We start from the raw sequence: 20567 nt of genomic DNA on the forward strand, positions 1-20567 counted from the left end.
AGCGTCAGCTGCGAACACGGGAACAACGGTGTCAGGGACGCGGTGCCCGTGGGCACGGTCACTGTTCCACTTCCTGACGACGCCGTGCCGCTCCCTGACGATGTTGTCCCACTTCCTGACGATGTTGTCCCACTCCCTGATGACCCGGTGCTACCGGCGTTAGCCGCCTCCAGCACCAGATACACGCCGTTGGCTTGATATTTCAACGTCGGCGTCAGGTTGAGGCTATTGACCAGCACCCCACTGAATGTGCCGGTGACACCACCGGTGGCCGCAAGAATCTGATACGACTGATTCGCCGTATAGGTACCGGCTGCCGCGCTGAGGCTGACATTGCCCCCCTTGAGCACGGCGCTGCCGTTGATCTGCAGCAAGCCGTGCGCACCGGTGGGATCGATATAGATCTGGAACTGCGAGCCGGGGTTGAAGGTGACAGTACGCGTGGCCGACATCACTTTCGCGGCGGCGGCCGCATCGCCGATCAGCAGGTTGCCAAAGACGTTGATGCCGCCCACCTGGCCGGTACCTGACAGTGTCGCGCCCGCATCGACCTGCACGTCGCTGGTGATCGTGCCGTCCACCTGCAAATCACCGGACGCGACCTCGGTGGTGCCGGTATAGGTATCGACGGCAGTCAACGCCGTGGTGCCGCTACCGGTTTGCAATAGACCACCACTGCCGGAAATCACGCCGCTAAAGGTGTTGTTATCGGAGCGATCGAAGGCGACGATGCCTTGATCCACGATATCGCCCAGCACGCTACCGCCGCTGCTGCCAACGCCTAGCTGCAGCGTACCGCCGCTGATCGTGGTGCCACCGGTATACGTATTGGCACCGCTCAACGCCAGCGTGCCAATGCCGATCTTGATCAGACTGCCAGCAGTGCCACCAGCGATGCCGCCATCCGTGATGGCGCCAGCAAACATCGTGGAGTCCACGGTGCCGACGGTCAAGGCATGACTGCCGAGGGCAACGATGCTTCCAGCTGCACCGCTGAGATCCTGCAATGTCTCCGCCGTCGCCTGAGAGATATCCAGCGTGGCGCCCGCACCGGTCAAAGCGACGCTGCTGCTGGACGCAAGGCTACCGGCGACGCCGCTGCTGTTAGTGCCCAGATACAGTGTGCTGCCGGCGCCGATCGTCGTGGCGCCGGTGTACGTGGTGTTTTCCAGCAAGGTCAGCGGCAGTACGCCGATCTGAGTCAGGCCGCCACTACCACTGATGTTCGAGAGCGACACGGCGGTAATGCCATCTTGCGCGCCGACTACGTTGTCGACGAGCAGTGTACCGTTGTCGGTGATGCGATCCGTGCTCAGTCCATCGGAGCTCTCGGCCGTCAGCAAACTGCTGTCGCCGCGCGAGCTGGAAAAATAACCGAGCTGACCTGGCGTGCCGGTGGAGTTGCCGACCGTACCATCACCCAGCTGCAGGATCGTGCCCGCATCAATCTGGGTCAGACCGTTGTAATCCCCTGGCTGGGTAAAGATGACATGGTTGGCATTGCTGGCGTTGCCGGTAATCACCACCGATCCGATACCGGGGGTAGAGGTCGAGTCGTGATAGATCCCGCCGCCGATCGGCGTATCCAGGGTGACCGTACCGTCGTAGTCGAAAGCGAGAATGCCACCGTTGTGCAGATTGATGTAGCTGGTGTATTCGTTGCCAGGCAGGAAGATTTTGTCGGTGGTGCCATCGCCGAACTGGACGATGCCGCCTTCGATATTGAAGCCGCGCGTGCTGGACCCACCACGGATCATGGTGTAATTCAGGCTCGGATTCGACAGCGACGGATCGGTTTCCGCGGTTACGCCGCTGTCGGTGTAACTGTACACGCCCGACAGCACGATCAGCCCGCCATAGCCATTGATGTTGATATCGTTGCCGAAGTGGCTCTCCCACACGTTCTGGGTCACCGTCATCACACCGGAGTTGCCGGACCCGGCGTCGATCGGCGTGTTCAGGATGAACGAGCCGTTGTTGAAAACGAACGACGAATCGGGGATGGCGCCGTAGCTGTGGTCGGTCCCCAAATACAGCGTCTGGTTGTTCTCGATGATGGTCGCACCGGTATAGGTGCTTACCGTCGGAAGGTAAAGCTCACCGCTGACCAGATGGAGTGAACCGCTGCCGCTGATACTATTGATTGTCACCGTCGAGCCGTCATTGGCCCCGTCCACGGCGAGCGTGCCGTCGTTCTGGATGTTGACGAAGTTGTTGCCAAAGCTGCCCAGCGACCCCGTGTTCCCTGTTTGCGCGTTGGCGGCTAACTTCAGCGTGGCCCCAGTTCCGATGTTGATGGCCGGTGCATTCATATTGACGACGTCGTAGATCCAGCCATGAAACGAGTTTCCCGCGATGCCCTCGTAAGTCTCGGCATTACCGGGGTAATAACCCTTATCTACTATGGTCTCCGTCGCGCTGGGCACGTTAAACGTGTTGACGCCGGTCAACACCAAGGTGTTGCCAGCGCCGCTGACGGTCAGCGTACCGGTGCCCGATAACACGCCGCTGTACGTGGTGGTCCCGCTAGGCAAGGCGACGGAATAGGCAGCTCCCTGCAGAACGATGTTGTCGGTTCCCGCATCGGCTTGCAAAAGCGCCGTGATGTCGCCACCGGCGCTGGGTGCCGTGACCTGTGCGAATGCGTCGACGCTGGTGGCAGCCAGCGCGATGCCAAGCATCACCACAAGTCGCTTTCTGGTTGGCTCGCCCTGGCCGGACTTTTCTCTCAGCCACCGACCGTCATGGCCGCCACCGATAACGTGCTTCATCTGCTTGTCCCCTCACCTGGATTTCTCACATGAAGATGTCTAGGGGCTTCCTGCGACAAGCCGATGCATCAAGAGGTCCGAACCTTAAGTGTCCGAAGGCCATCTGAGCTTGCCCTTATCCAACGATTGCGTGCGATGCCCCCAGCATCGATCTGGCGCATCCTGCGATGTCCTGAAGATCACCGACAATTATGAAATCGCGTATCGCGATTCATGTTTCTCCAATCTGGGTAGAGTTTCCCTGACTCGCCCCTGCAGGTCGCACGTTCCCAGCCGGTATCCGCAGCGGAAGATATCGCGCAAGTCGGTTTCAACGTTGGCAACGACGACCTTCCCAGTTCAGCCGCGACTATCGCCGACTGTTTGGCCGTCCACCCGGTGAGGATGGAAAGCGCCTGTGCCAGTTGAGCTAACGGGATAGCGCGGCGCCATAAAGGCACGCGCAAGCTTCGGCGTATTCGCTAATGACTATTTACCGGTGCCAACAAACCACTCAAACGATCAACACTTCCTGCAATGCGCTCAAGCTGGGGATAACGCAGTGTGCCGTGATACGGAATCGTTGCGGCATGAGTCTGCCCATCGGTCTCGTATTGAATTTCGACCAGTGTGGTGACCGCCGATTTCACGGCAGCCTTCATCAGGTCGGACGTATACGGTTTGCCATTCACCGAAATGATGTGTGCTCCAGGCGCCATGCCAGCGGTGAACGCCGGACCCTGCCAGGAAACCACCCGCACATCGCCCTTGCTCGATATAGACAAGCCGATCGAGTATGTGAGATCGATCACGCCGGAGTCGGCCTCGTCCTGTGTAAAGGTCGCGGTAGGCGTATCGGTATAGACGAGCCGCCAGCCCATCCGCGCGAGGCCATCGAGAACACCCGAATCATGGGCATCCAGCCGTGACCGCAAGAAGCCACTCCAGTCGTACGGCACGATTCGATCAAGCGCGTCGCACACCTGCTCGAACGTGTAGGTTGAGGTGATGCGCGAACCGTTGCCCACGTCGAAGAACGCACGTGCGAAATCATTGAGATTTTTTTTATCGTTGCTGCGCTCGCGCATGATGGCGTCAACGTCCAGCCACAGCATCACGCCCTCCGGGTAATAATCTTCGCGACGTTGCCAATCGCGCCATGCCACCGAATGGCCCGCCATGTAGAGCGGATCGTTATTGCTGTCCTGTAGAGTCTTCCAGCTCCGCCCCACCCGCGCGTCAACCACGGCAGCATCAAGCGCCAGCTTGTCGAGCGTCTCTTGCCGCGTTCGTTGACCGCTGCGCGCGGCAAGAACCCGCCCCCAGAACTCCGTTTGTCCTTCATAAACCCAAAGCAGGCTATCCCGCATAGGTACATTCAACGTCGGGGTCCATAAGTCAGCCGGCTGACGGAATTTCCCGTTCCATGAATGCACGTACTCGTGGGCAATCAAGTCACGGTTGTTGAGTTGCTCGGCGCTGTCAGTGAAATAGTTGGCCGGCAGATTGTCTTCTCCGGATTCCAGATGCTCGATGCCGCCGGCAGGGAACGCATCGCTCAGCGTGACGATCGCATCGTAGTGAGCGTAATGCGGCGGCCCAAGCAGTTGCCGGGTCTGCACAAGAAGCTGGCGTAACTTGCTCAAGTCATCGCCAGTTTCCTCAAGGTCGCCGGGGTTATCGGCCAAAAGGTCCAGCCGGACCGCAGGCACGCCATCCGGCGTAAGTTTCACTTGCCGCCAGTACCGACCGGCATATATCGGCGAATCGGCAAGCGTCTCCAGCGATGCAGGCTTGAAAGCGATCATGTCACCGGACGCACCATCCACGTCGAGCGAGGTGAAGGCCTTGAGCCCCGGAGGTAATTTCAAACTCGCAGCCACAGGAATGTTTCTGGCGAACCAGCCCGCCGGATAAAGAAGCAGTCGCTGCCATTGCACATTAACGAGGTTCGGCGTCATCACCGCGTCAGATGCCCGCGTCAGATATTGAAACTCGACCTCGATCGCGAGCGCGCCAACCGGCACGTTGATATGGAACGCATGCATGTCAACTGCATCGCGCTGCCAATCGATGCTCTTTCCGTTGATGCTGACGAAGAGACCAGCAAGATTGGCCACTGAAATCGTCTCGGCGTGACTCGCGCCTTCCCAGGCCGGATAGAGCAAGGTAAGCGGCCCGGATGCCTGCACGGGCAAAGTTTCCCTGACGGTAAATAGCTTGTGGGCGATATCGGTCGCGTCAACAACTAACGATAGGGTGCCCTTGAACGGCACATCGCGAGGTGCCTCGATCGGCGCTGGATAAGGCAGCGGTTGGGGATTGATGCCAGCACCCATTGCCGCCAGCGAGCATGTAAACGCCATGCTCGCAGCCGCGCACAACGTCATCGCTGGGCGATGGATGACGTTACGTAAAAAGGCATTTATTCCATGGAGCATGCCGCCGACACAACGCTTGCTCGCTCGCATAGACAGCAGAGCATGTCGTGGCAATCGGAACGTAGCGTATTTAATAAGTTTCCTCACCGACCTGGCCTCAACGTCAATCATTGCAATGACGGCGACCAGCCTAACAAGGCTATTTACAAATAGTCAATCTTGGACTTATTGTCTATTTGATGCGAAAACGCTATTGCTATTCCGACACCGTGCAAGACCAACGAGTCGGTAAGCTCGCCACCACGTTTACGAGCCCGAGGACCAAGCGATATGCCGAAAAGGACGAAAATTGCTCAAGCGAAATTCGCCTCGTACTTCCCCGTAGCCGATGCCATCGCGACACTTTTCCGGCCGCACGTGGAAGTGGTCATCCACGACTTGTCTTCCTTGAAAGTGGCATACATAGCCAACTCGATTTCCAGGCGACGCATTGGCGATTCATCGGTGGCTGACCAAGTCTCCGAGGAAAGCCTTGCCCAAGCCGTGATCGGTCCGTACCGCAAGGTGAACAAGGACGGTCGCAACCTGCGCTCCGTCACCGCGGTCATCCGAGATGCCGATCAGCAGCCCGCTGCGATGATGTGCATCAACTTCGACGTCTCCACCCTTGAACGCATCAGGGATGAAGTATCCGCGCTGGCCTTCCTTCCGGAATCCCTGGAACCACACGCACCGTTCTTCCATGACAACTGGCGACAAGCCTTGGAACGCCTGGTGCAGGAAGTTGAGCGCGAGGAAGGCATACCGGTGAAGTCCTTCAACACCAGTCTGCGCTTTGCGCTGATCGAGAAAATCAGCGACAGCGGTTTTCTAAGCATGCGCAATGCGCCTCCGGTCGTTGCAGAACGCGTCGGCATTTCACGGGCTGCTCTGTACAAATACCTCAAAGAGATTCGCTCACGCGCCTAGCGATTCAACTCAGTTGCTAGCGTATCGGTCTGCGTGCGGATTCCGGTCGGCTTGAACACCGATTCCGCTTGACGCTGAACACCTTGCTGGTGCTGACCAGAGACTGTCGTTCTATTGCGGTTGAGGCCGCCACCCAGCGGCGGGTACTCCTCATGATGCTCGGTGGTGGCTAGCCCCACTCTCTCAACCATCCGTCGAACGCGTCGTTTTCTCCCAGTGATTGATCTCGGCGGTCAAGTCAAACAACTTCTGACGCACCAGGTTGAGCGCGTCGCTTCCGAGCAGTAAATGCGCTGGAGGCGAGTCACTATCGATCAAACTCAGCATGGCCTGCGCTGCTTTTGCAGGATCTCCAAGCTGCTTTCCGTTCTTTTGCTGACGGGCCTCTCGGATCGGATCGAACAGCCCGTCGTAATCAGAAATGGAGCGAGGTGTCCTGACCATCGAACGTCCTGCCCAGTCAGTGCGGAACGAGCCAGGGGCTACCGCCGTTACGGCGATGCCGAGTGGCTTCACTTCTTTGCCGAGCACTTCTGAAATGCCTTCCAATGCGAACTTGCTGCCGCAATAGTAGGAAATCCCAGGCAGAGTGATATAGCCGCCCATCGAAGTGATGTTGAGGATATGCCCCCTGCGTCGATGACGCATGTAGGGCAGTACGGCCTTCATCATGGCCACCGCACCAAACACATTGACGTCGAACTGCCGCCGCATCTCTGCCAATGGCGACTCCTCCATAACGCCCTCGTGACCATATCCGGCGTTGTTGACCAGTACGTCCACCGGACCAACGGTCCCCTCGATGTCGGCAACGACCCCATCGATCGCATCAAAGTCGGTGACATCGAGAATGCGGCCTATCGCGTTGCTGGCAGCAAGCGCTTCGAACTCACGCCGAGCTTGCTCATTTCGCACAGTTCCAACCACACGATGACCCATGGCGAGAGCCTCTTGGGCCAGGGCCCTGCCGAACCCGCTGCTAACCCCGGTAATAAGCAAAGTCTTGGCTGCTGACATGGTGGCTACTCCTGAAGAATAATGGGAGGGTGCACAATAGGCTCTTATAGGCAGGATTTTGACGCCTTATTATCCAACTTTCTTGCCTATTCCTATGAACAGTCATCTCCCATGAAGAAGGCCGAGCAACCTTTGGCAGACGAAAGCCAGCGTATGGCTGCCCTTGCTCGTGGACTAGCGCCCCAGGAGGGATACAACCTCACGGCATTGCCTGACGTACGCATACTGCGCTCTGATCGAACCCTGTCGCGAACGCCGGTTTTGTATGACCCCGGCATCGTGATCGTGTGCCAAGGGCGCAAGCGTGGCTATTTTGGTAACCAGATTTATCGTTACGACGAGCAGCATTACTTGGCGGTTGCTGTGCCCGTTCCGTTCACGATGGAATCGGATGGCACGCCCGAACATCCACTGTTGGCCGTCTATATGCATCTGGATTTTCAGATGGCCGCGGAGCTGATGATTCAAATCGACCGCCATCACTTGCCGGTTGATCAGGAGACGCCGCTCAGCATGATATCCAGCCCCATGGACTCAGCTCTGCGGATGTCCGTGCTGCGCTTTCTGGAAGCCATGAGCCGACCATTGGAAGCGACGATTCTTGGACCAGGCCTGGTGCGTGAACTTTATTTTCGGATACTCACTGGGCCCCAGGGTATGGCCATGCGCTCGGCCCTTGGAATGCACGGGCAATTCGGCAAGATAGGGAAAGCACTTCGCCATATTCACGTTGCATACGCGCAACCAATCAATCTGGCGCAATTGGCTAGAGAAGCTGATATGAGCGTACCCACGTTCCATAGCCATTTCAGGGCCGTAACGCAAACGTCGCCCATGCAGTACGTAAAGTCCACGCGACTACACCAAGCCCGTCTATTGATAGTGCGCCAAGGTATGACGGCGGAGGCCGCTGGCTACGCGGTGGGGTATGCAAGCGCCTCGCAATTCAATCGAGAGTTCAAGCGGCTTTTCGGCCTACCGCCAGTTGCGGAAGTGAGGCGCATGAGGAAAAACTTTGCAATACCTCCCGCACAAGCGGCGTCGGACTACGTTTCATCACACTGAATTGATACGACACAGTCCCTGGATCTGGGTGCTGGGTGGTGTCCGCTTTCACTCGAAGCCGCATAGAAACCACTGAGCAACAGCGGCACGATGTTCAACGCCAGAGGGATGTTCAAACGTGGCCGGAACGGTGTTCAGTCGCCACCGGAATCCACGACAAAAAAGAAAAGGCCACCTCGCGGCGGCCTTCTCTCGCATAGCGCGTTAACCAACCTCGGTGAATCAGGCCGCGGCGCCCTCTTTTTTCAGGCTGGCCATGTCGATCACGAAGCGGTACTTCACGTCGCTCTTGAGCATGCGCTCGTAGGCCTCGTTGATGTCCTGGATGTTGATCTTCTCGATGTCCGAGGCGATACCGTGCTCGGCGCAGAAATCGAGCATCTCCTGCGTCTCGGCAATACCGCCGATCAGCGAGCCGGCCAGCGAACGACGCCCGAAAATCAGTGCGCCAGCGCCCAATTCAGCTGGCTTGTCAGGTACGCCAACCAGGGTCATGGTGCCGCCGCGCTTGAGCATCTGCAGATAGACGTCCAAATCGTGCTTGGCCGACACGGTATCCAGAATGAAATCGAAGGAGCCCGCATGGGCCTTCATCTGCTCGGGGTTGTTGGACAACACCACCTCGTCGGCGCCCAGGCGCAGCGCATCTTCGCGCTTGGACTCGGACGTGGTGAACTGCACCACCTTGGCACCGAAGGCATGCGCCAGCTTTAGCGCCATATGGCCCAGACCGCCCAGACCAACCACGCCGACCTTGCTGCCCTTGCCTACTTTCCAATGCTTCAGCGGTGAGTAGGTGGTGATACCGGCACACAGCAGCGGGGCGGCGGCGGCCGGATCGAGCTTGTCGGAAATGCGCAGGGTAAACGCCTCGTCCACCACGATCTGGCTCGAGTAGCCGCCCTGAGTGACGCGGCCGTCGTGACGATCCTTACCGGCGTAGGTAAGAGTGAAGCCGTTCTCGCAGAACTGCTCGAGGTCTTCCTTGCAGCTGGCGCATTCGCGGCACGAGTCGACCAAACAACCGACGCCGGCCATGTCGCCCACCTTGAACTTGGTCACGCCCTTACCAACGGCAGTGACGCGACCGATGATCTCGTGGCCCGGCACGATCGGGTACTCACCCTTGCCCCACTCGTCGCGCACGGTGTGCAGGTCCGAATGGCAGACGCCGCAGTAGAGGATGTCGATCACGACGTCGAGGTCACGCGGATCGCGACGCTCGAAGCGGTATGGCGCCAGCGGGGCTTTGGCCGATGCGGCGGCATAGCTGAGAGTGGGAAGCATGGGAGATCTCCGTAGGGGGATAGGAACCCCTTCAGAGTACGGCGTGTAAAGCAACCGTAGTAGTCTCAATAACGGCTTTCAAAAACAACCAGGAGTTTCCAATGGATCGACTCCGCGCGATCGAGACCTTTCTCAAGGCGATCGACCTGGGCAGCTTCAACCGCACTGCCTCAGCCCAGGGCACCACCCCGCAAGCCGTCAGCAAGGCCGTGCGCCAGCTCGAGCGCGAGCTGGGCGTGCAGCTATTCCGTCGCAGCACGCGAAAAAGCAGCCTCACCGAGGAGGGCCGCCGCTTCGCCGACAAGGTGCGGCCCGGCATCGAGACCGTCAACAGCGCATGGCAGCATGCGCGACAAGCGGTCACCGAGGAACACGGCACTATCCGCCTCACCGCTTCGCCGAGTCTGGGCCGTCTCTTTCTGCTGCCGCTGATCGGGATGTTCCGCCGAATGTATCCAGGCGTGATGGTCGAGTTGCTGTCGGACGACCGCTATACCGATCTGATCGGCAGCGACATCGACATCGGCTTCCGTAGCGGTTTTTCGCCCGACGCCCAACTGGTGGTACGCGAACTGTTCCGTATTCAGTTGATCATCTGCGCCAGCCCGGCCTATCTGGCCGAACACGGTGTACCGTCGCAAAGAGCACAACTGGAAGGACATATGTTTACCGGTTCGCGTCACCCCAATACCGGACGCATCTCACCGTGGGAGTTCCTGCATGAGGGGGAGCTGCGCTTCGGCGACCTGCCAGCCGGCTTCACCAGCAACGACCCCGAGGCCGAAACCCAGGCTGTGATAGCCGGGCTCGGCGTGGGCCAGATCGACAGCATCAGCGCCGCCCGCCATCTGCGCAGCGGAGCGCTGGTGCCCTTGATGCTCGATCAACTCAACGAACGCTACGGCGTCTACATGTACTACGCCCAGCGTACGGAAATACCCAGCCGCGTACGCAAATTCATCGACTTCGTGATGGCCCAGACCGGCGATGCGGCCGCCTGCCGCCTCACCGAGGAGGAATTGAAGACTCTGCATCGACGTGGGCTGCGTGCCGCCACGCCAAGCAAACCGGCTCGATGATCGAAGCACGCGTAACCTATAACTTTAGTCGGCCGCGACTCTGGCGTGCGCATTCCGCGCCAGCCACGTCAGTGGGTTACGATGCCGCGCCTTGATCGTGTTGCGGCAAGCTACCGCTAGTTTCAGGAGTACCCCACGTGTCGCATTGCTCCAGCCCCCTGCTTACGCGCCCCATCGTCGATGCCTTGCTCGCTGCACGCGATGCCGGCGCGGGCGAGTGGATCGGCTCGCTGGATCTGGGGATCTCGAATGCCAGTACGCCGCTGGAGATGGACGCTTGGCAGTGGCGTGGTCAGCATTATCCCTACCCGCTCAAGCTGAAAGACCGCACGATTTATTACTGGGACGGCGAGGAATTCGCGCCTGTGTCGCGCTTTGCTGGCTCGCTGATCAAGCTGGTGCCCACCGAGTGGGGCGCACCGACGTTCGAGATCGACGGCATCAAGATGCTGCCGACGTCGAAAGAGTCACCCTTCGAGGATGCGCGCCGCAAAGTGGCGCTGATCGAGCCGCGTGGCAAGGTGGTGCTCGATACCTGCGGCGGACTGGGCTACTTCGCAGCCTGCTGCCTGGAGGCGGGTGTGGCGCACATCCAGTCGCTCGAAAAGAACGCCGACGTGCTGTGGCTGCGCACGCTCAATCCATGGTCGCCCAATCCGGATGGGCTCGCCAGCGGCGGTCGCCTGCAGCTCAATCATGCCGATGTGTCGCTGGCGATCACGCAGATTGCCGATGCGTCAGTCGACGCGCTGCTGCACGACCCACCGCGCTTCGGCATCGCCGGCGAACTCTACTCGCAGGTGTTCTACGATCAGCTGGCGCGCGTACTGCGCCGCGGCGGCCGTCTGTTCCACTACACCGGCAGCCCGAACAAACTCATCAGTGGCCGCGACGTTCCCAACGAAGTGGCCAAGCGGCTGGAGAAAGCCGGCTTCAAGGCACAGCTGGCGCTGGATGGCGTACTGGCAACACGGCGCTGACCTAGCTGAAACGGGTATCCGTCGAACGCTCGTCAGCCTCCCATCGAAGGCTGCTGCGCCTGGATGAAATCGACAAACGCGCGCAGCGGCGCGGGAAGATGGTGGCGACCCGGATAGTAGAGAAACGGCCCGGAGAACCGTTGCCACCACGGCTCCAGTACCGGCTCCAGCGCACCGCTTTCCAGATGCGGGCGCAGCCAGTCTTCGAACAATTGAATGACACCACAACCGGCGACGGCAGCGTCTACGGCAAGATCGGTAGCCGCGCCGATGCGAACGACCAACGGACCGGAAGGCTCCACCATGACGATCTCGCCATCACGCTCGAACTCCCAGGCATTCATGGCGCCGCTGGCGAACCGCCCGCGCAAACAGGCATGGGCGAGCAGATCGCGCGGATGGTCGGGGCGACCGCAGCGGTCGAGATAGGCCGGCGACGCTGCCGTCGCATAGCGCTGCACGCGCGGGCCGATCGGCAAGGCGATCATGTCCTGCTCTAGCCGTTCGTCATAGCGAATGCCGGCGTCACAGCCCGCGGCGAGCACATCGACGAAGCTATCTTCGGCGATGATCTCCAGACGGATGTCGGGATAGGCCGCGAGAAACGGCGGCACGATGTGCGGCAGCACCAGTCGCGCCGCACTCACCGGCACATTCAGCCGGAGCGTACCGGCTGGACGGTCGCGAAAACCGTTTACCACATCCAGCGCGGCCTCGACTTCGCCCAGCGCAGGGCCAAGCCGATCGAGCAATCGCGCACCGGCTTCGGTGGGCATCACGCTGCGGGTGGTGCGGTTGAGCAACCTCACGCCGAGCGTGCTCTCGAGCCGGCGCACCGCCTCGCTCAGACTGGACGCGCTGCCGTCCATCTTCCTGGCGGCATCGCGAAACCCGCCTGCCCGAGCCACAGCGACGAAGGCCGTGAGATCTGCAAGATTCGCCGGCATTGTTCGATTTTCCATACGGCCTGTGCCGATTTAGCCTGGTTATCATACAAGCGTCGAGTGTCTATATTTCAGGTCCCTTGATGAGAAAGACCGTGAGAGAAAGACCATGACAGACATCCGCAAAGCCGGAACTTTCAAGCTCGGCGATCGCACCGTGAAGCGTCTGGGCTACGGCGCCATGCAGCTGGCCGGCAAAGGCGTGTTCGGCCCGCCGAAAGACCGTGACGGCGCGCTCGCCGTGCTGCGCGAGGCCGTGGCCAGCGGTATCGATCACATCGACACCAGCGACTTCTACGGTCCGCACGTCACCAATCAGATCATTCGCGAAGCGCTGCACCCGTACGCCGACGATCTGGTGATCGTCACCAAGATCGGGGCGCGCCGCGGCGAAGACAGTTCGTGGAATCCAGCCTTTTCGGCGGAGGAGCTGACCCGCGCCGTGCATGACAACCTGCGCAACCTCGGGCTGGACGTGCTTGATGTCGTCAACCTGCGCCTGATGTTCAGTATTCACGGCCCGGCCGAAGGCTCGCTCGAAGCACCGCTGACGGTGCTTGCAGAACTCCAGCAGCAAGGTCTGGTTCGCCATATCGGCTTGAGCAACGTGACGCGCAAGCAGATCGCCGAAGGGCGCGCCATTGCGGACATCGTCTGCGTGCAGAACCAGTACAACCTCGCGCACCGGAACGACGACGCGCTGATCGACGAACTCGCCGCCGCGGGTATCGCTTATGCACCGTTCTTCCCGCTCGGTGGTTTCACACCGCTGCAATCAACCGCGCTCTCCGATGTTGCCATGCAACTCGATGCCACGCCCATGCAGGTAGCACTCGCCTGGTTGCTGCAGCGCTCCCCGAACATCCTGCTGATTCCAGGCACCTCGTCGGTAACGCATCTGCGTGAGAATCTGGCCGCGACTGATATTGCCTTGCCAGACGACGCGCTGAAAATACTGGATCACATCGCCGGTGATAACGCGCCGGGCTGAGGCTGGGCCGACGTAACACGTTTAGTAACGAGGGCAGCCCTCAGAAAGGGATGCCCTCGCCACCGTTCAGATCAGCGCTAGCTCTACCGGTTCCGCCCTATTTGCGCGCCGCGATGATCTGGCTCAGGTAATCCGGTGTGCCCTCGACGCGGACCAGATGCGGGTACTGCAAGCCGCCGTGATAATCCACCGACACCGTGCGGAAACCGCCCTGGTAGTTCAGCAGCAGCTGGATTGGTGACTGGCTGTCCTTGGCCGCCGTAATTGCTTCCTTCAGCACGTCGCTCGAATAGTCCTGGCCGTTCACCGCGATCAGCGTGGCTCCGCTGCTGACGCCGGCCTTGAACGCCGCGCCATTCCAGTTCACGTCGTTGATCAGTCCCTTGTCTGCCATCGTCAAACCGATCGACCAGGTGAAGTTGTACAGATGGCGCGGCGGTTCCGGCTGGCTGTTGTACTGCTTCTCGTAGTCGCTTTCCTTGTCGGTATAGACCAGCTTCCATCCGGTGCCATCGATGCCATTGAGCGGCGGATTAAGCGCATCAACGCGGGCGTGCAGGAAGCTGGCCCAGTCGTAAGGCGCCACGCCGTTCAATGCGGCCACGACGTCGTCGAAGGTGTAAGTCTTGGTCACGTAGCTGCCATTGTCGACACCGAAAAACGCATGGGCGAAATCGTCCAGCGACTTGCGGTCATTCGTCAGAGCGCGCAGCTTGCTATCCACCTCCAGCCACATCATCTGTCCGCCGCTGTAGTAATCCTCGCTCATCTGCCAGCTGCGATACGGCAGGCCCGAGCGATGCGCAGCAGTGGGATCATTGGTCGTGTCCTCGAGCGTGCGCCACGCGAAACCGGCGCGGTTACGCTCGTAATTGGCCGCTGTCATCGCGAGCGCATCGCGAAACTGCTGTGGCGTCCACATGCCGGAACGCGCGGTCAGCACGAAACCCCAATACTGTGTCTGCCCCTCGTAGACCCATAGCAGCGAATCGCCCATCGGCACGTTGAAGTTGGGCGTCCACAGGTCAGCCGGACGTCGGAACTTGCCGTTCCACGAATGCGTGTACTCGTGCGCCAGCAGGTCACGATCGGGCGCGTTCTCACTCCACGCCGTGAAGTAATCGGCACCGAGACCGTCCTCGCTGGACTGGTGGTGCTCGGTGCCGTTGCCGCCCAACTGGTCCGAAAGCGAAAAGAGGAAGTCGTAGTGGTCGTAGTGATGCGAGCCGAACAGCGTGATCGCCTGCGTCACCAATGCCCGATGCACCTTCAACTGCTCGGGCGTCATCTCCAGATACTTCGGTGCATCCGCCACGATGTCCAGATGCACTGGTGCACCACCGGCAGGCGTGAGATCGACACGCTTGAAGTACTGGCCCGCGTAGATCGGCGAATCAACCAGATTGTTGAACGTCACCGGCTTGAAGGTGGTGGTGTCACCCGACTCAGACGTCGTCTCCAGCGCGGTGCCGAGCTGCCAGCCATGCGCCAGCGTCACGCTGGGCACAAAGGTGATGCCACGCGAAAAATAGCCGGCCGGATACAACGAAACCTTGCTCCATTCCATGTCCATCATGCGGTCGGTGATATCGAAATCGCCGCTGCGATCGGACAGATACTGAAAGTCCACGTCGATGCTCGACAGGCCAGTCGGTACATCGAGATGGAACGCGAAGACGTTGTACTTGTCGCGCTTCCACATCAGCGGCTTGCCGTTGCCACTGAGCTTGAGCCCGGCAAGCATGGCAATCGGACCACTCGGCGAATGGTCGCCAGGAATCCACTGCGGATACAGCAGCGTCAACGCACCCGACTTCACAGGAATGGTCTCGTGCACGCGAAAAATGCCCTGTACCGTGTCGCTGGCATCGACATGAATCGCTATCGTGCCGGGATACGGCGTGTCCTGTGGTAGTGGTACCTGGTCGGTTCGCAGCTCCTGTGCGCATACGCTACCGATCGCGAGAGCCATCGATATGGCCACGACAAGACGTACAAGCGTGCAGCGCGCGCCAGACGGCGACCGGGGGGAAGAGGCAACGAACATGATGAACTCCGACAGGCAAATCCAAGGAATTCGCACAACTTAACATCGCTGCACAAACTATGGGGAGGGAATCCGAGCACGGCGAGTGATGCTGCACTTGGCTGTTTGCGCACGCTTGCCTATTCCACCCGTTTCCCGCCGCTGGCCGAGGCCAGGCGCAGAAAGGTCTCGTGCTGATAGCGGCTCATGCGCAGCTTCTGGCCGGTATCCATCGTGACGACGTGGTAGCCGTTGAACCACGGATGGATAGCCTGGATCCGGCGTACGTTGATAATTGCCGAGCGGTGGACGCGCGCGAAATGCCGCGGATCAAGACGCGCGGCGAGTGCGCTCATGGTCTCTCGCATCTCGTGGACGCCATCGGCCAGGTGGATCTGCACGGTGTTGCCGCTGGCCTTGATCCACACGATCTGGTCGACGTCGATAAAACTGATGTGCTCGTCGATGCGCACGGGAAGGCGCTGGATGTAGTCATCGCGCTGGCGCAAGGCGTCGAGCGCCTGCAGGATCTGCACGGAGGCGACCCCGCCTGCACCCTCGCCGGTCGACAGCCGCGCCTTCACGCGCCGCAACGTGTTCGCGAAACGCTCCCGACTGAACGGCTTCACCAGGTAATCCACCGCATTTGCCTCAAACGCCCGCACCGCATATTGCTCGAAGGCGGTGACAAACACCGTCGCCGGCATGCGCTCTGCGCCAATGGTCGCCGCCACCTCCATGCCGCTCATGGCAGGCATCTGGATGTCGAGAAAAACCAGGTCCGGTGACTGACTGCGTATCGCCTCGACCGCCGACACGCCATCACCGCACTCGGCCAACAGCTCGATGTCGGGATCGTCACGCAGCAGCCGCACGATGGCATGGCGTGCGATCGGCTCGTCGTCCACGACCAGGGTAGCGATGCTCATGCGGAGGCGACCTCGGGCGCATCGTCAGGCTCTTCGATCTCGCGAAACGGCAGCCGAAGACGGCAGATAACGCCCTGAGGCCAAATCATCCCCAAGTTAACCTGCGCAACACCGCCATATAGTTCGCGCAGGCGTAGCTCGGTGTTCGACAGCCCGATACCGTGTCCCGAGGTGGATGCTGCGCCGGCCTCCAGCGTGCTGTTGCGGTTGCGCACGTCGATGCACAGAGTGTCGCCCTCACGCCGACTTTCTACCTCGATGCAGTCCACACCGACTCGCTTGCCGATCCCATGGGTGATGGCGTTCTCCACGATCGGCTGCAGGATCAGGCTGGGCACAGCACAATCCAGCGTATCCGGAGCGACGTAGATCTGCGTGGTGAGGCGATCCTTGAAGCGTATGCGCTGGATGCCGAGGTAGAGATCCAGCAGCACCAGCTCCCGCCGCAAGCTGATTTCCTGGCCATCGTAATCCTCGAGGAATGCACGCAGCAGGTCGCTCAGGCGCAGCAGCATGTCTTCGGCCGACAGCGTGTCCTCGTCCAGCAACGTCGCAATCGCGTGCAGCGTGTTGAACAGGAAATGCGGCTGCAGTTGCGACTTCAACGCACGCAGGCGCGACTGTGCGAGCTCCGTCGCCAGCTGGCTCGCCTCGATCTCGCGACGCGTCTTTTCGGCATGGAACCGCACGGCTTGCTGAATCGCGAACAGCGACCAGTAGGCCAGCAAGTCGGTGGCGAAGTTCTGGCCGATAAACTCCTTGACCTGTTCACCGAACGAACTGGGTTCGAACGCTGTCGACACGAACGCGCCGATCAAAATGGCCAGCACAGTCACACCCAAGCTCGCCAGCAATTGCATGCCTAGCCCGCGCAGTGGCATCGGCGACTGAATCGGATACTTCGCTGCCAGCCGGAACACCAGCGGCGTCAATGCCGCCCAGGTGTACCACTCGATGATCGACCAACGCAGGTAATCGAAAGGCGAAAAGGTATGTCCGATCAAAATGTCTTGCATGAACCCCTGTATCGCAAACACCACCACCACTACCCCCCACAGACCGAGATAGCGGAACAGGCCGATCTGCGTGTTGCCGAGGCGAACCATCATCGCGGGATATCCCGTGGGTTGGAGTGGCCATCCTAGGTGCTGCGCACGGCGCTGCAAAGCAAGATCGCTACGCCACTACGATTCACCACTGCGTTACGACGATTCATCCCGAACTACTTTCGCAGGACACCTCCATCCGGCCATATCACGGTGCCGACCGTGTGCGCACGAGCCACCGGCGGCACCTCACCTCAGCCGGAGCACCTCCATGAATTCGACCCACGCCACCTCCCTTGTCGTCATGTTTGCCTTCGCGCTTGGCAACCTGCTCGTCGTTCCATCGGCGGTCAGCGCCGATGCTGCGCGCAGACCCGCGCGGCACTTCGATCTGGTGAACGCCACGTTTGACAGTGTTATCGCGCTCGCCATCGCGCCTGCCGACCGTGATGCCTTCCATGACATTGCCCTCGGCCAGCCGTTACAAGGCGGGCTGACCTCAATGACCTTCGACGTCCCCACCGGCGGATGCCTGCGCGACCTCCGTGTCACCTTCCACGGCGGACGTACCCAGCTCTTTCCGCGCATCGATGTCTGCCGTAGCAGTGGCCTGCGCCTGGCGCCCAAAAACGGCAGCACAGAACCTTCCTGAGCATGATCAAAGGGGGCGAAGTGTCTCCGCCCCCTTTGATTCAACGCTCTTGCTGTTTGTCCCGCATCGCGTTCGAAAATCTCCGGAGAAGCTTCGACAGCATGCTGCGCTCCTCCTTGGTCCAGTCATCCAGAAGCTGAGACAGTAGCGTTCGTCGCGCCAACTTGATCGCCTCGATGGTGCGAGATCCGGCCTTGGTGATGACGGCTTCCTTGACCCGCATGTCGTTTGCGCCGGGTTGGCGTTTGACGAGGCCCAGCTCCTCGAGCTTGGCTATCTGCCGACTGACGGTGGAAGGATCACGACCCACTTGCTCGGCCAGCTCAGCGCCACCCATGGCTGGAGAAATGCTGAGACGGACCAGGAGCGGAAAAAGCGCTCGATCGAGCGACACACCCGCCTCTCGCAGCAAGACATCATCCTGACGCGGGCTATTCATGGCGCCGACCAAATCAATCAACGAGCCGGCAAGTTCATCCAAATTACTTGTATCGCGCATGCTTTACTTGCCTCCCTCATCGGCCTACTATTGCTTGCATCATACAAGCAATAGAGATCATCATGAATCATAAAAGTGTTCTTCTTATCATGGGCAGCACACGCGCTGGCCGGATCTGCCCGATCATCACCGAATGGGTTGCTCGCATCGGGCGCTCCTGCACCGACTTTAGCTATGAGCTGGTGGACCTGTCGCAATGGCCACTGCCCATGGACGATGAGCCCGGCATCCCTGCGGCTGGCGGATATATTCAACCCCACACGCAAGCGTGGAGCAGAAAAGTGGCCAGCGCGGATGCTGTGGTCTTCGTCACACCGCAATACAACTGGGGTTATCCCGCAACGTTAAAAAACGCGATTGACCACCTCTACAAGGAATGGAACGGAAAGCCTGCAGCGATCATCACTTACGGAGGCCATGGCGGCGGAAAATGTGCAGAGCAGCTGCGCCAAGTCGCCGGGGCCGTCAAGATGCAGCTGACATCAGCGACGCCTGCCATCACCCTTTCCAGCGACGTCATCAAGAACGGATCACCCATCGACCCCGACGTCGATTTCAAGACTTACGTTGAGTCCGTCGAGCAGGCGCTCCACCAGTTAGCGACCTTTATGGTTTGATCCATGCGAGCAAAGCCAGCTCACTGTTGCCGTTTTGCTAAACGTGCTTGGCGAAACGCCTTAGGTCTTCAGCGTAAGCCACTGGGGCTTCCCAACCCGGGAAGTGACCGCCGTGCTTTTGCATGGAGTATTGCCTGACGTTATAAAAGCGCTCGGCCCAGACCTTGGGTGCAGTCACCAAATCCTTTGGCCACATGCAAATGGCGGTAGGTACGCTGACATGATCGCCGAGCTGAATCTTTGGCCGAAAGTGGTGGTTGTCGTAGTAGTAACGCATCGATGATCCGATCGTCTGCGTGGACCAATAAACCATCAGGTTGTCGATGAGCATGTCCGATGAAAAAGTCTGCAGAAGATCGCCGCCGTGATCGCTCCAACAGTAAAACTTCTCCGCAATCCAGCTAGCCAGACCAACAGGTGAATCCGCTAAAGCGAACGCCAGCGTTTGCGGTCGAGTGGATTGCAGATGGTTATAGGCGCCCTGCTCCGCCTCCCATTGCGCAACGCTTGCTTGATAGGCGCGCTCGACATCCGAAAGAGGTGGTGACTGTGCTGTGAGCGGCGGGTCCACCACCGCTGAAAGATGGATGCCCATGACGCTCTCGGGGTACTTCAATGCCAATCGCGTCGCTACGCCGGCGCCGATGTCGGTTCCCGACGCGAGATAACCCGGGTAACCGAGATGCTCGGTCATCAGCGAGTGGAACAATGCTTCGGTACTGACTGGATACGGACGCGTGGGTCGATCCGAAAAGCCAAACCCCGGCAGTGCCGGAATCACCACGTCGAAAGCGTCGTCTGCCGAACCACCAAAGGCGGCCGGATCAGCAAGCATCGGCGCCAGCTTTGCATACTCGACGAAGCTGGACGGCCAGCCGTTCATCAGGATCAGCGGCTTCGGCCGCGGGCCACGGCCTTTCAAATGGATATAGCTGACGCCCAAACCGCCGATATCCGCCCGGAACTGCGGCAACACGTTCAATCGTTTTTCGGCGGCGTCCATATCGTAATCCGCCGACCAATACTGCACGAGCGCCTTCAGGAAAGACTCGTTCATTCCATAGCGCCAATCTGTCGTTACCGCGTCGCTCCAACGCGTCTCGACAAGGCGACGTCGAAGATCTCCCCTCAGTGCGCTGTCGAATTTGATATGAAAGGGTTGACTAGGCATCACGTCACTTTCTCCTGTCGCTATTCGTTGCTCGGAGCGCTGGCCTTGCGCCAGCATGCGCGCCGCGATGGGTGCGGTAACGGTTAGTGCGAAAGCGCCGCCGACCTTTCTCAGAAACTGGCGTCGCTGCATGCATGAAATTCCTCAGAGAAAAATGGAGCGCC

At 59.8% G+C, this 20567-nt stretch carries 17 protein-coding genes; 7 read left to right on the top strand and 10 right to left on the bottom strand.

Annotation, left to right across the window (positions count from 1 at the left end):
- Together HDE79_RS06530 and HDE79_RS06535 are read right to left on the bottom strand one after the other, a co-directional pair.
- On the bottom strand, positions 1–2771 hold a 2771-nt coding region (locus HDE79_RS06530), incomplete at its 3' end, for an autotransporter-associated beta strand repeat-containing protein (RefSeq protein WP_184601157.1).
- A 461-nt stretch (positions 2772–3232) separates the two neighbouring features.
- The gene (locus HDE79_RS06535) at positions 3233–5116 is read right to left on the bottom strand and encodes a M61 family peptidase (protein ID WP_255488314.1); all 1884 of its coding nucleotides are present in this window, start codon (positions 5114–5116) and stop codon (positions 3233–3235) included.
- Positions 5117–5461: 345 nt separating this feature from the next.
- Here HDE79_RS06535 and HDE79_RS06540 point away from each other — a divergent pair, with 345 nt between their 5' ends.
- The gene (locus HDE79_RS06540) at positions 5462–6100 is read left to right on the top strand and encodes a PAS domain-containing protein (protein ID WP_184601158.1); all 639 of its coding nucleotides are present in this window, start codon (positions 5462–5464) and stop codon (positions 6098–6100) included.
- A gap of 183 nt (positions 6101–6283) precedes the next feature.
- On the opposite strand, the gene HDE79_RS06545 is transcribed toward HDE79_RS06540, so the two are convergent.
- Positions 6284–7117: an oxidoreductase gene (locus HDE79_RS06545; RefSeq protein WP_184601159.1), complete on the bottom strand. Its 834-nt coding sequence runs from the start codon at positions 7115–7117 to the stop codon at positions 6284–6286.
- Between the two features lie 111 nt (positions 7118–7228).
- Between HDE79_RS06545 and HDE79_RS06550 the strand changes: the two genes are divergently transcribed.
- Positions 7229–8182, top strand: coding sequence for an AraC family transcriptional regulator (locus HDE79_RS06550; RefSeq protein WP_221440067.1), 954 nt, complete (start codon positions 7229–7231; stop codon positions 8180–8182).
- Between the two features lie 222 nt (positions 8183–8404).
- Here the strand turns inward: HDE79_RS06550 and HDE79_RS06555 are convergent, their stop codons facing one another.
- On the bottom strand, positions 8405–9469 hold the full coding sequence (locus tag HDE79_RS06555) for an NAD(P)-dependent alcohol dehydrogenase (RefSeq protein ID WP_184601160.1): 1065 nt from the start codon (positions 9467–9469) through the stop codon (positions 8405–8407).
- Positions 9470–9570: 101 nt separating this feature from the next.
- Between HDE79_RS06555 and HDE79_RS06560 the strand changes: the two genes are divergently transcribed.
- Positions 9571–10548: a LysR family transcriptional regulator gene (locus HDE79_RS06560; RefSeq protein ID WP_184601161.1), complete on the top strand. Its 978-nt coding sequence runs from the start codon at positions 9571–9573 to the stop codon at positions 10546–10548.
- 137 nt (positions 10549–10685) lie between these two features.
- Positions 10686–11528, top strand: a complete 843-nt coding sequence (locus tag HDE79_RS06565; RefSeq protein ID WP_184601162.1) for an SAM-dependent methyltransferase — start codon at positions 10686–10688, stop codon at positions 11526–11528.
- A gap of 32 nt (positions 11529–11560) precedes the next feature.
- Here HDE79_RS06565 and HDE79_RS06570 read toward each other — a convergent pair whose 3' ends face one another.
- A complete protein-coding gene (locus HDE79_RS06570; RefSeq protein WP_184601163.1) occupies positions 11561–12475 on the bottom strand; it encodes a LysR family transcriptional regulator in 915 nt (304 codons plus the stop codon).
- A 106-nt stretch (positions 12476–12581) separates the two neighbouring features.
- Here HDE79_RS06570 and HDE79_RS06575 point away from each other — a divergent pair, with 106 nt between their 5' ends.
- Complete coding sequence (locus HDE79_RS06575) at positions 12582–13463, top strand: aldo/keto reductase family oxidoreductase (protein ID WP_184601164.1); 882 nt, start codon at positions 12582–12584, stop codon at positions 13461–13463.
- Positions 13464–13560: 97 nt separating this feature from the next.
- On the opposite strand, the gene HDE79_RS06580 is transcribed toward HDE79_RS06575, so the two are convergent.
- The 3 genes from HDE79_RS06580 to HDE79_RS06590 form a co-directional block, all read right to left on the bottom strand.
- On the bottom strand, positions 13561–15510 hold the full coding sequence (locus HDE79_RS06580) for a M61 family metallopeptidase (RefSeq protein WP_184601165.1): 1950 nt from the start codon (positions 15508–15510) through the stop codon (positions 13561–13563).
- A gap of 119 nt (positions 15511–15629) precedes the next feature.
- Positions 15630–16397 carry a LytTR family DNA-binding domain-containing protein gene (locus HDE79_RS06585; protein ID WP_343205917.1) on the bottom strand — a complete coding sequence of 256 codons (768 nt, stop codon included), beginning with the start codon at positions 16395–16397 and terminating at the stop codon, positions 15630–15632.
- A 17-nt stretch (positions 16398–16414) separates the two neighbouring features.
- Positions 16415–17527, bottom strand: a complete 1113-nt coding sequence (locus HDE79_RS06590) for a histidine kinase (protein ID WP_184601167.1) — start codon at positions 17525–17527, stop codon at positions 16415–16417.
- A gap of 208 nt (positions 17528–17735) precedes the next feature.
- Between HDE79_RS06590 and HDE79_RS06595 the strand changes: the two genes are divergently transcribed.
- Complete coding sequence (locus HDE79_RS06595; protein ID WP_184601168.1) at positions 17736–18116, top strand: hypothetical protein; 381 nt, start codon at positions 17736–17738, stop codon at positions 18114–18116.
- 40 nt (positions 18117–18156) lie between these two features.
- Here the strand turns inward: HDE79_RS06595 and HDE79_RS06600 are convergent, their stop codons facing one another.
- Positions 18157–18615, bottom strand: a complete 459-nt coding sequence (locus HDE79_RS06600; RefSeq protein WP_184601169.1) for a MarR family transcriptional regulator — start codon at positions 18613–18615, stop codon at positions 18157–18159.
- Positions 18616–18677: 62 nt separating this feature from the next.
- On the opposite strand from HDE79_RS06600, the gene HDE79_RS06605 reads away from it, so the two are divergent.
- A complete protein-coding gene (locus HDE79_RS06605) occupies positions 18678–19232 on the top strand; it encodes an NADPH-dependent FMN reductase (RefSeq protein WP_184601170.1) in 555 nt (184 codons plus the stop codon).
- A gap of 37 nt (positions 19233–19269) precedes the next feature.
- Here the strand turns inward: HDE79_RS06605 and HDE79_RS06610 are convergent, their stop codons facing one another.
- Positions 19270–20535: an epoxide hydrolase family protein gene (locus HDE79_RS06610; protein WP_343205918.1), complete on the bottom strand. Its 1266-nt coding sequence runs from the start codon at positions 20533–20535 to the stop codon at positions 19270–19272.
- Between the last annotated feature and the right edge of the window lie 32 nt (positions 20536–20567).

The sequence above is a fragment of the Rhodanobacter sp. MP1X3 genome, assembly GCF_014207165.1.
Lineage (GTDB): Bacteria > Pseudomonadota > Gammaproteobacteria > Xanthomonadales > Rhodanobacteraceae > Rhodanobacter.

Bases quoted from the DNA above. Each gene is read 5' to 3' on its own strand.
- HDE79_RS06535 (WP_255488314.1), bottom strand. From the start codon at position 5,116: ATGGCGTTTACATGCTCGCTGGCGGCAATGGGTGCTGGCATCAATCCC.
- HDE79_RS06540 (WP_184601158.1), top strand. From the start codon at position 5,462: ATGCCGAAAAGGACGAAAATTGCTCAAGCGAAATTCGCCTCGTACTTC.
- HDE79_RS06545 (WP_184601159.1), bottom strand. From the start codon at position 7,117: ATGTCAGCAGCCAAGACTTTGCTTATTACCGGGGTTAGCAGCGGGTTC.
- HDE79_RS06550 (WP_221440067.1), top strand. From the start codon at position 7,229: ATGAAGAAGGCCGAGCAACCTTTGGCAGACGAAAGCCAGCGTATGGCT.
- HDE79_RS06555 (WP_184601160.1), bottom strand. From the start codon at position 9,469: ATGCTTCCCACTCTCAGCTATGCCGCCGCATCGGCCAAAGCCCCGCTG.
- HDE79_RS06560 (WP_184601161.1), top strand. From the start codon at position 9,571: ATGGATCGACTCCGCGCGATCGAGACCTTTCTCAAGGCGATCGACCTG.
- HDE79_RS06570 (WP_184601163.1), bottom strand. From the start codon at position 12,475: ATGCCGGCGAATCTTGCAGATCTCACGGCCTTCGTCGCTGTGGCTCGG.
- HDE79_RS06575 (WP_184601164.1), top strand. From the start codon at position 12,582: ATGACAGACATCCGCAAAGCCGGAACTTTCAAGCTCGGCGATCGCACC.
- HDE79_RS06580 (WP_184601165.1), bottom strand. From the start codon at position 15,510: ATGTTCGTTGCCTCTTCCCCCCGGTCGCCGTCTGGCGCGCGCTGCACG.
- HDE79_RS06590 (WP_184601167.1), bottom strand. From the start codon at position 17,527: ATGATGGTTCGCCTCGGCAACACGCAGATCGGCCTGTTCCGCTATCTC.
- HDE79_RS06595 (WP_184601168.1), top strand. From the start codon at position 17,736: ATGAATTCGACCCACGCCACCTCCCTTGTCGTCATGTTTGCCTTCGCG.
- HDE79_RS06600 (WP_184601169.1), bottom strand. From the start codon at position 18,615: ATGCGCGATACAAGTAATTTGGATGAACTTGCCGGCTCGTTGATTGAT.
- HDE79_RS06605 (WP_184601170.1), top strand. From the start codon at position 18,678: ATGAATCATAAAAGTGTTCTTCTTATCATGGGCAGCACACGCGCTGGC.
- HDE79_RS06610 (WP_343205918.1), bottom strand. From the start codon at position 20,535: ATGCAGCGACGCCAGTTTCTGAGAAAGGTCGGCGGCGCTTTCGCACTA.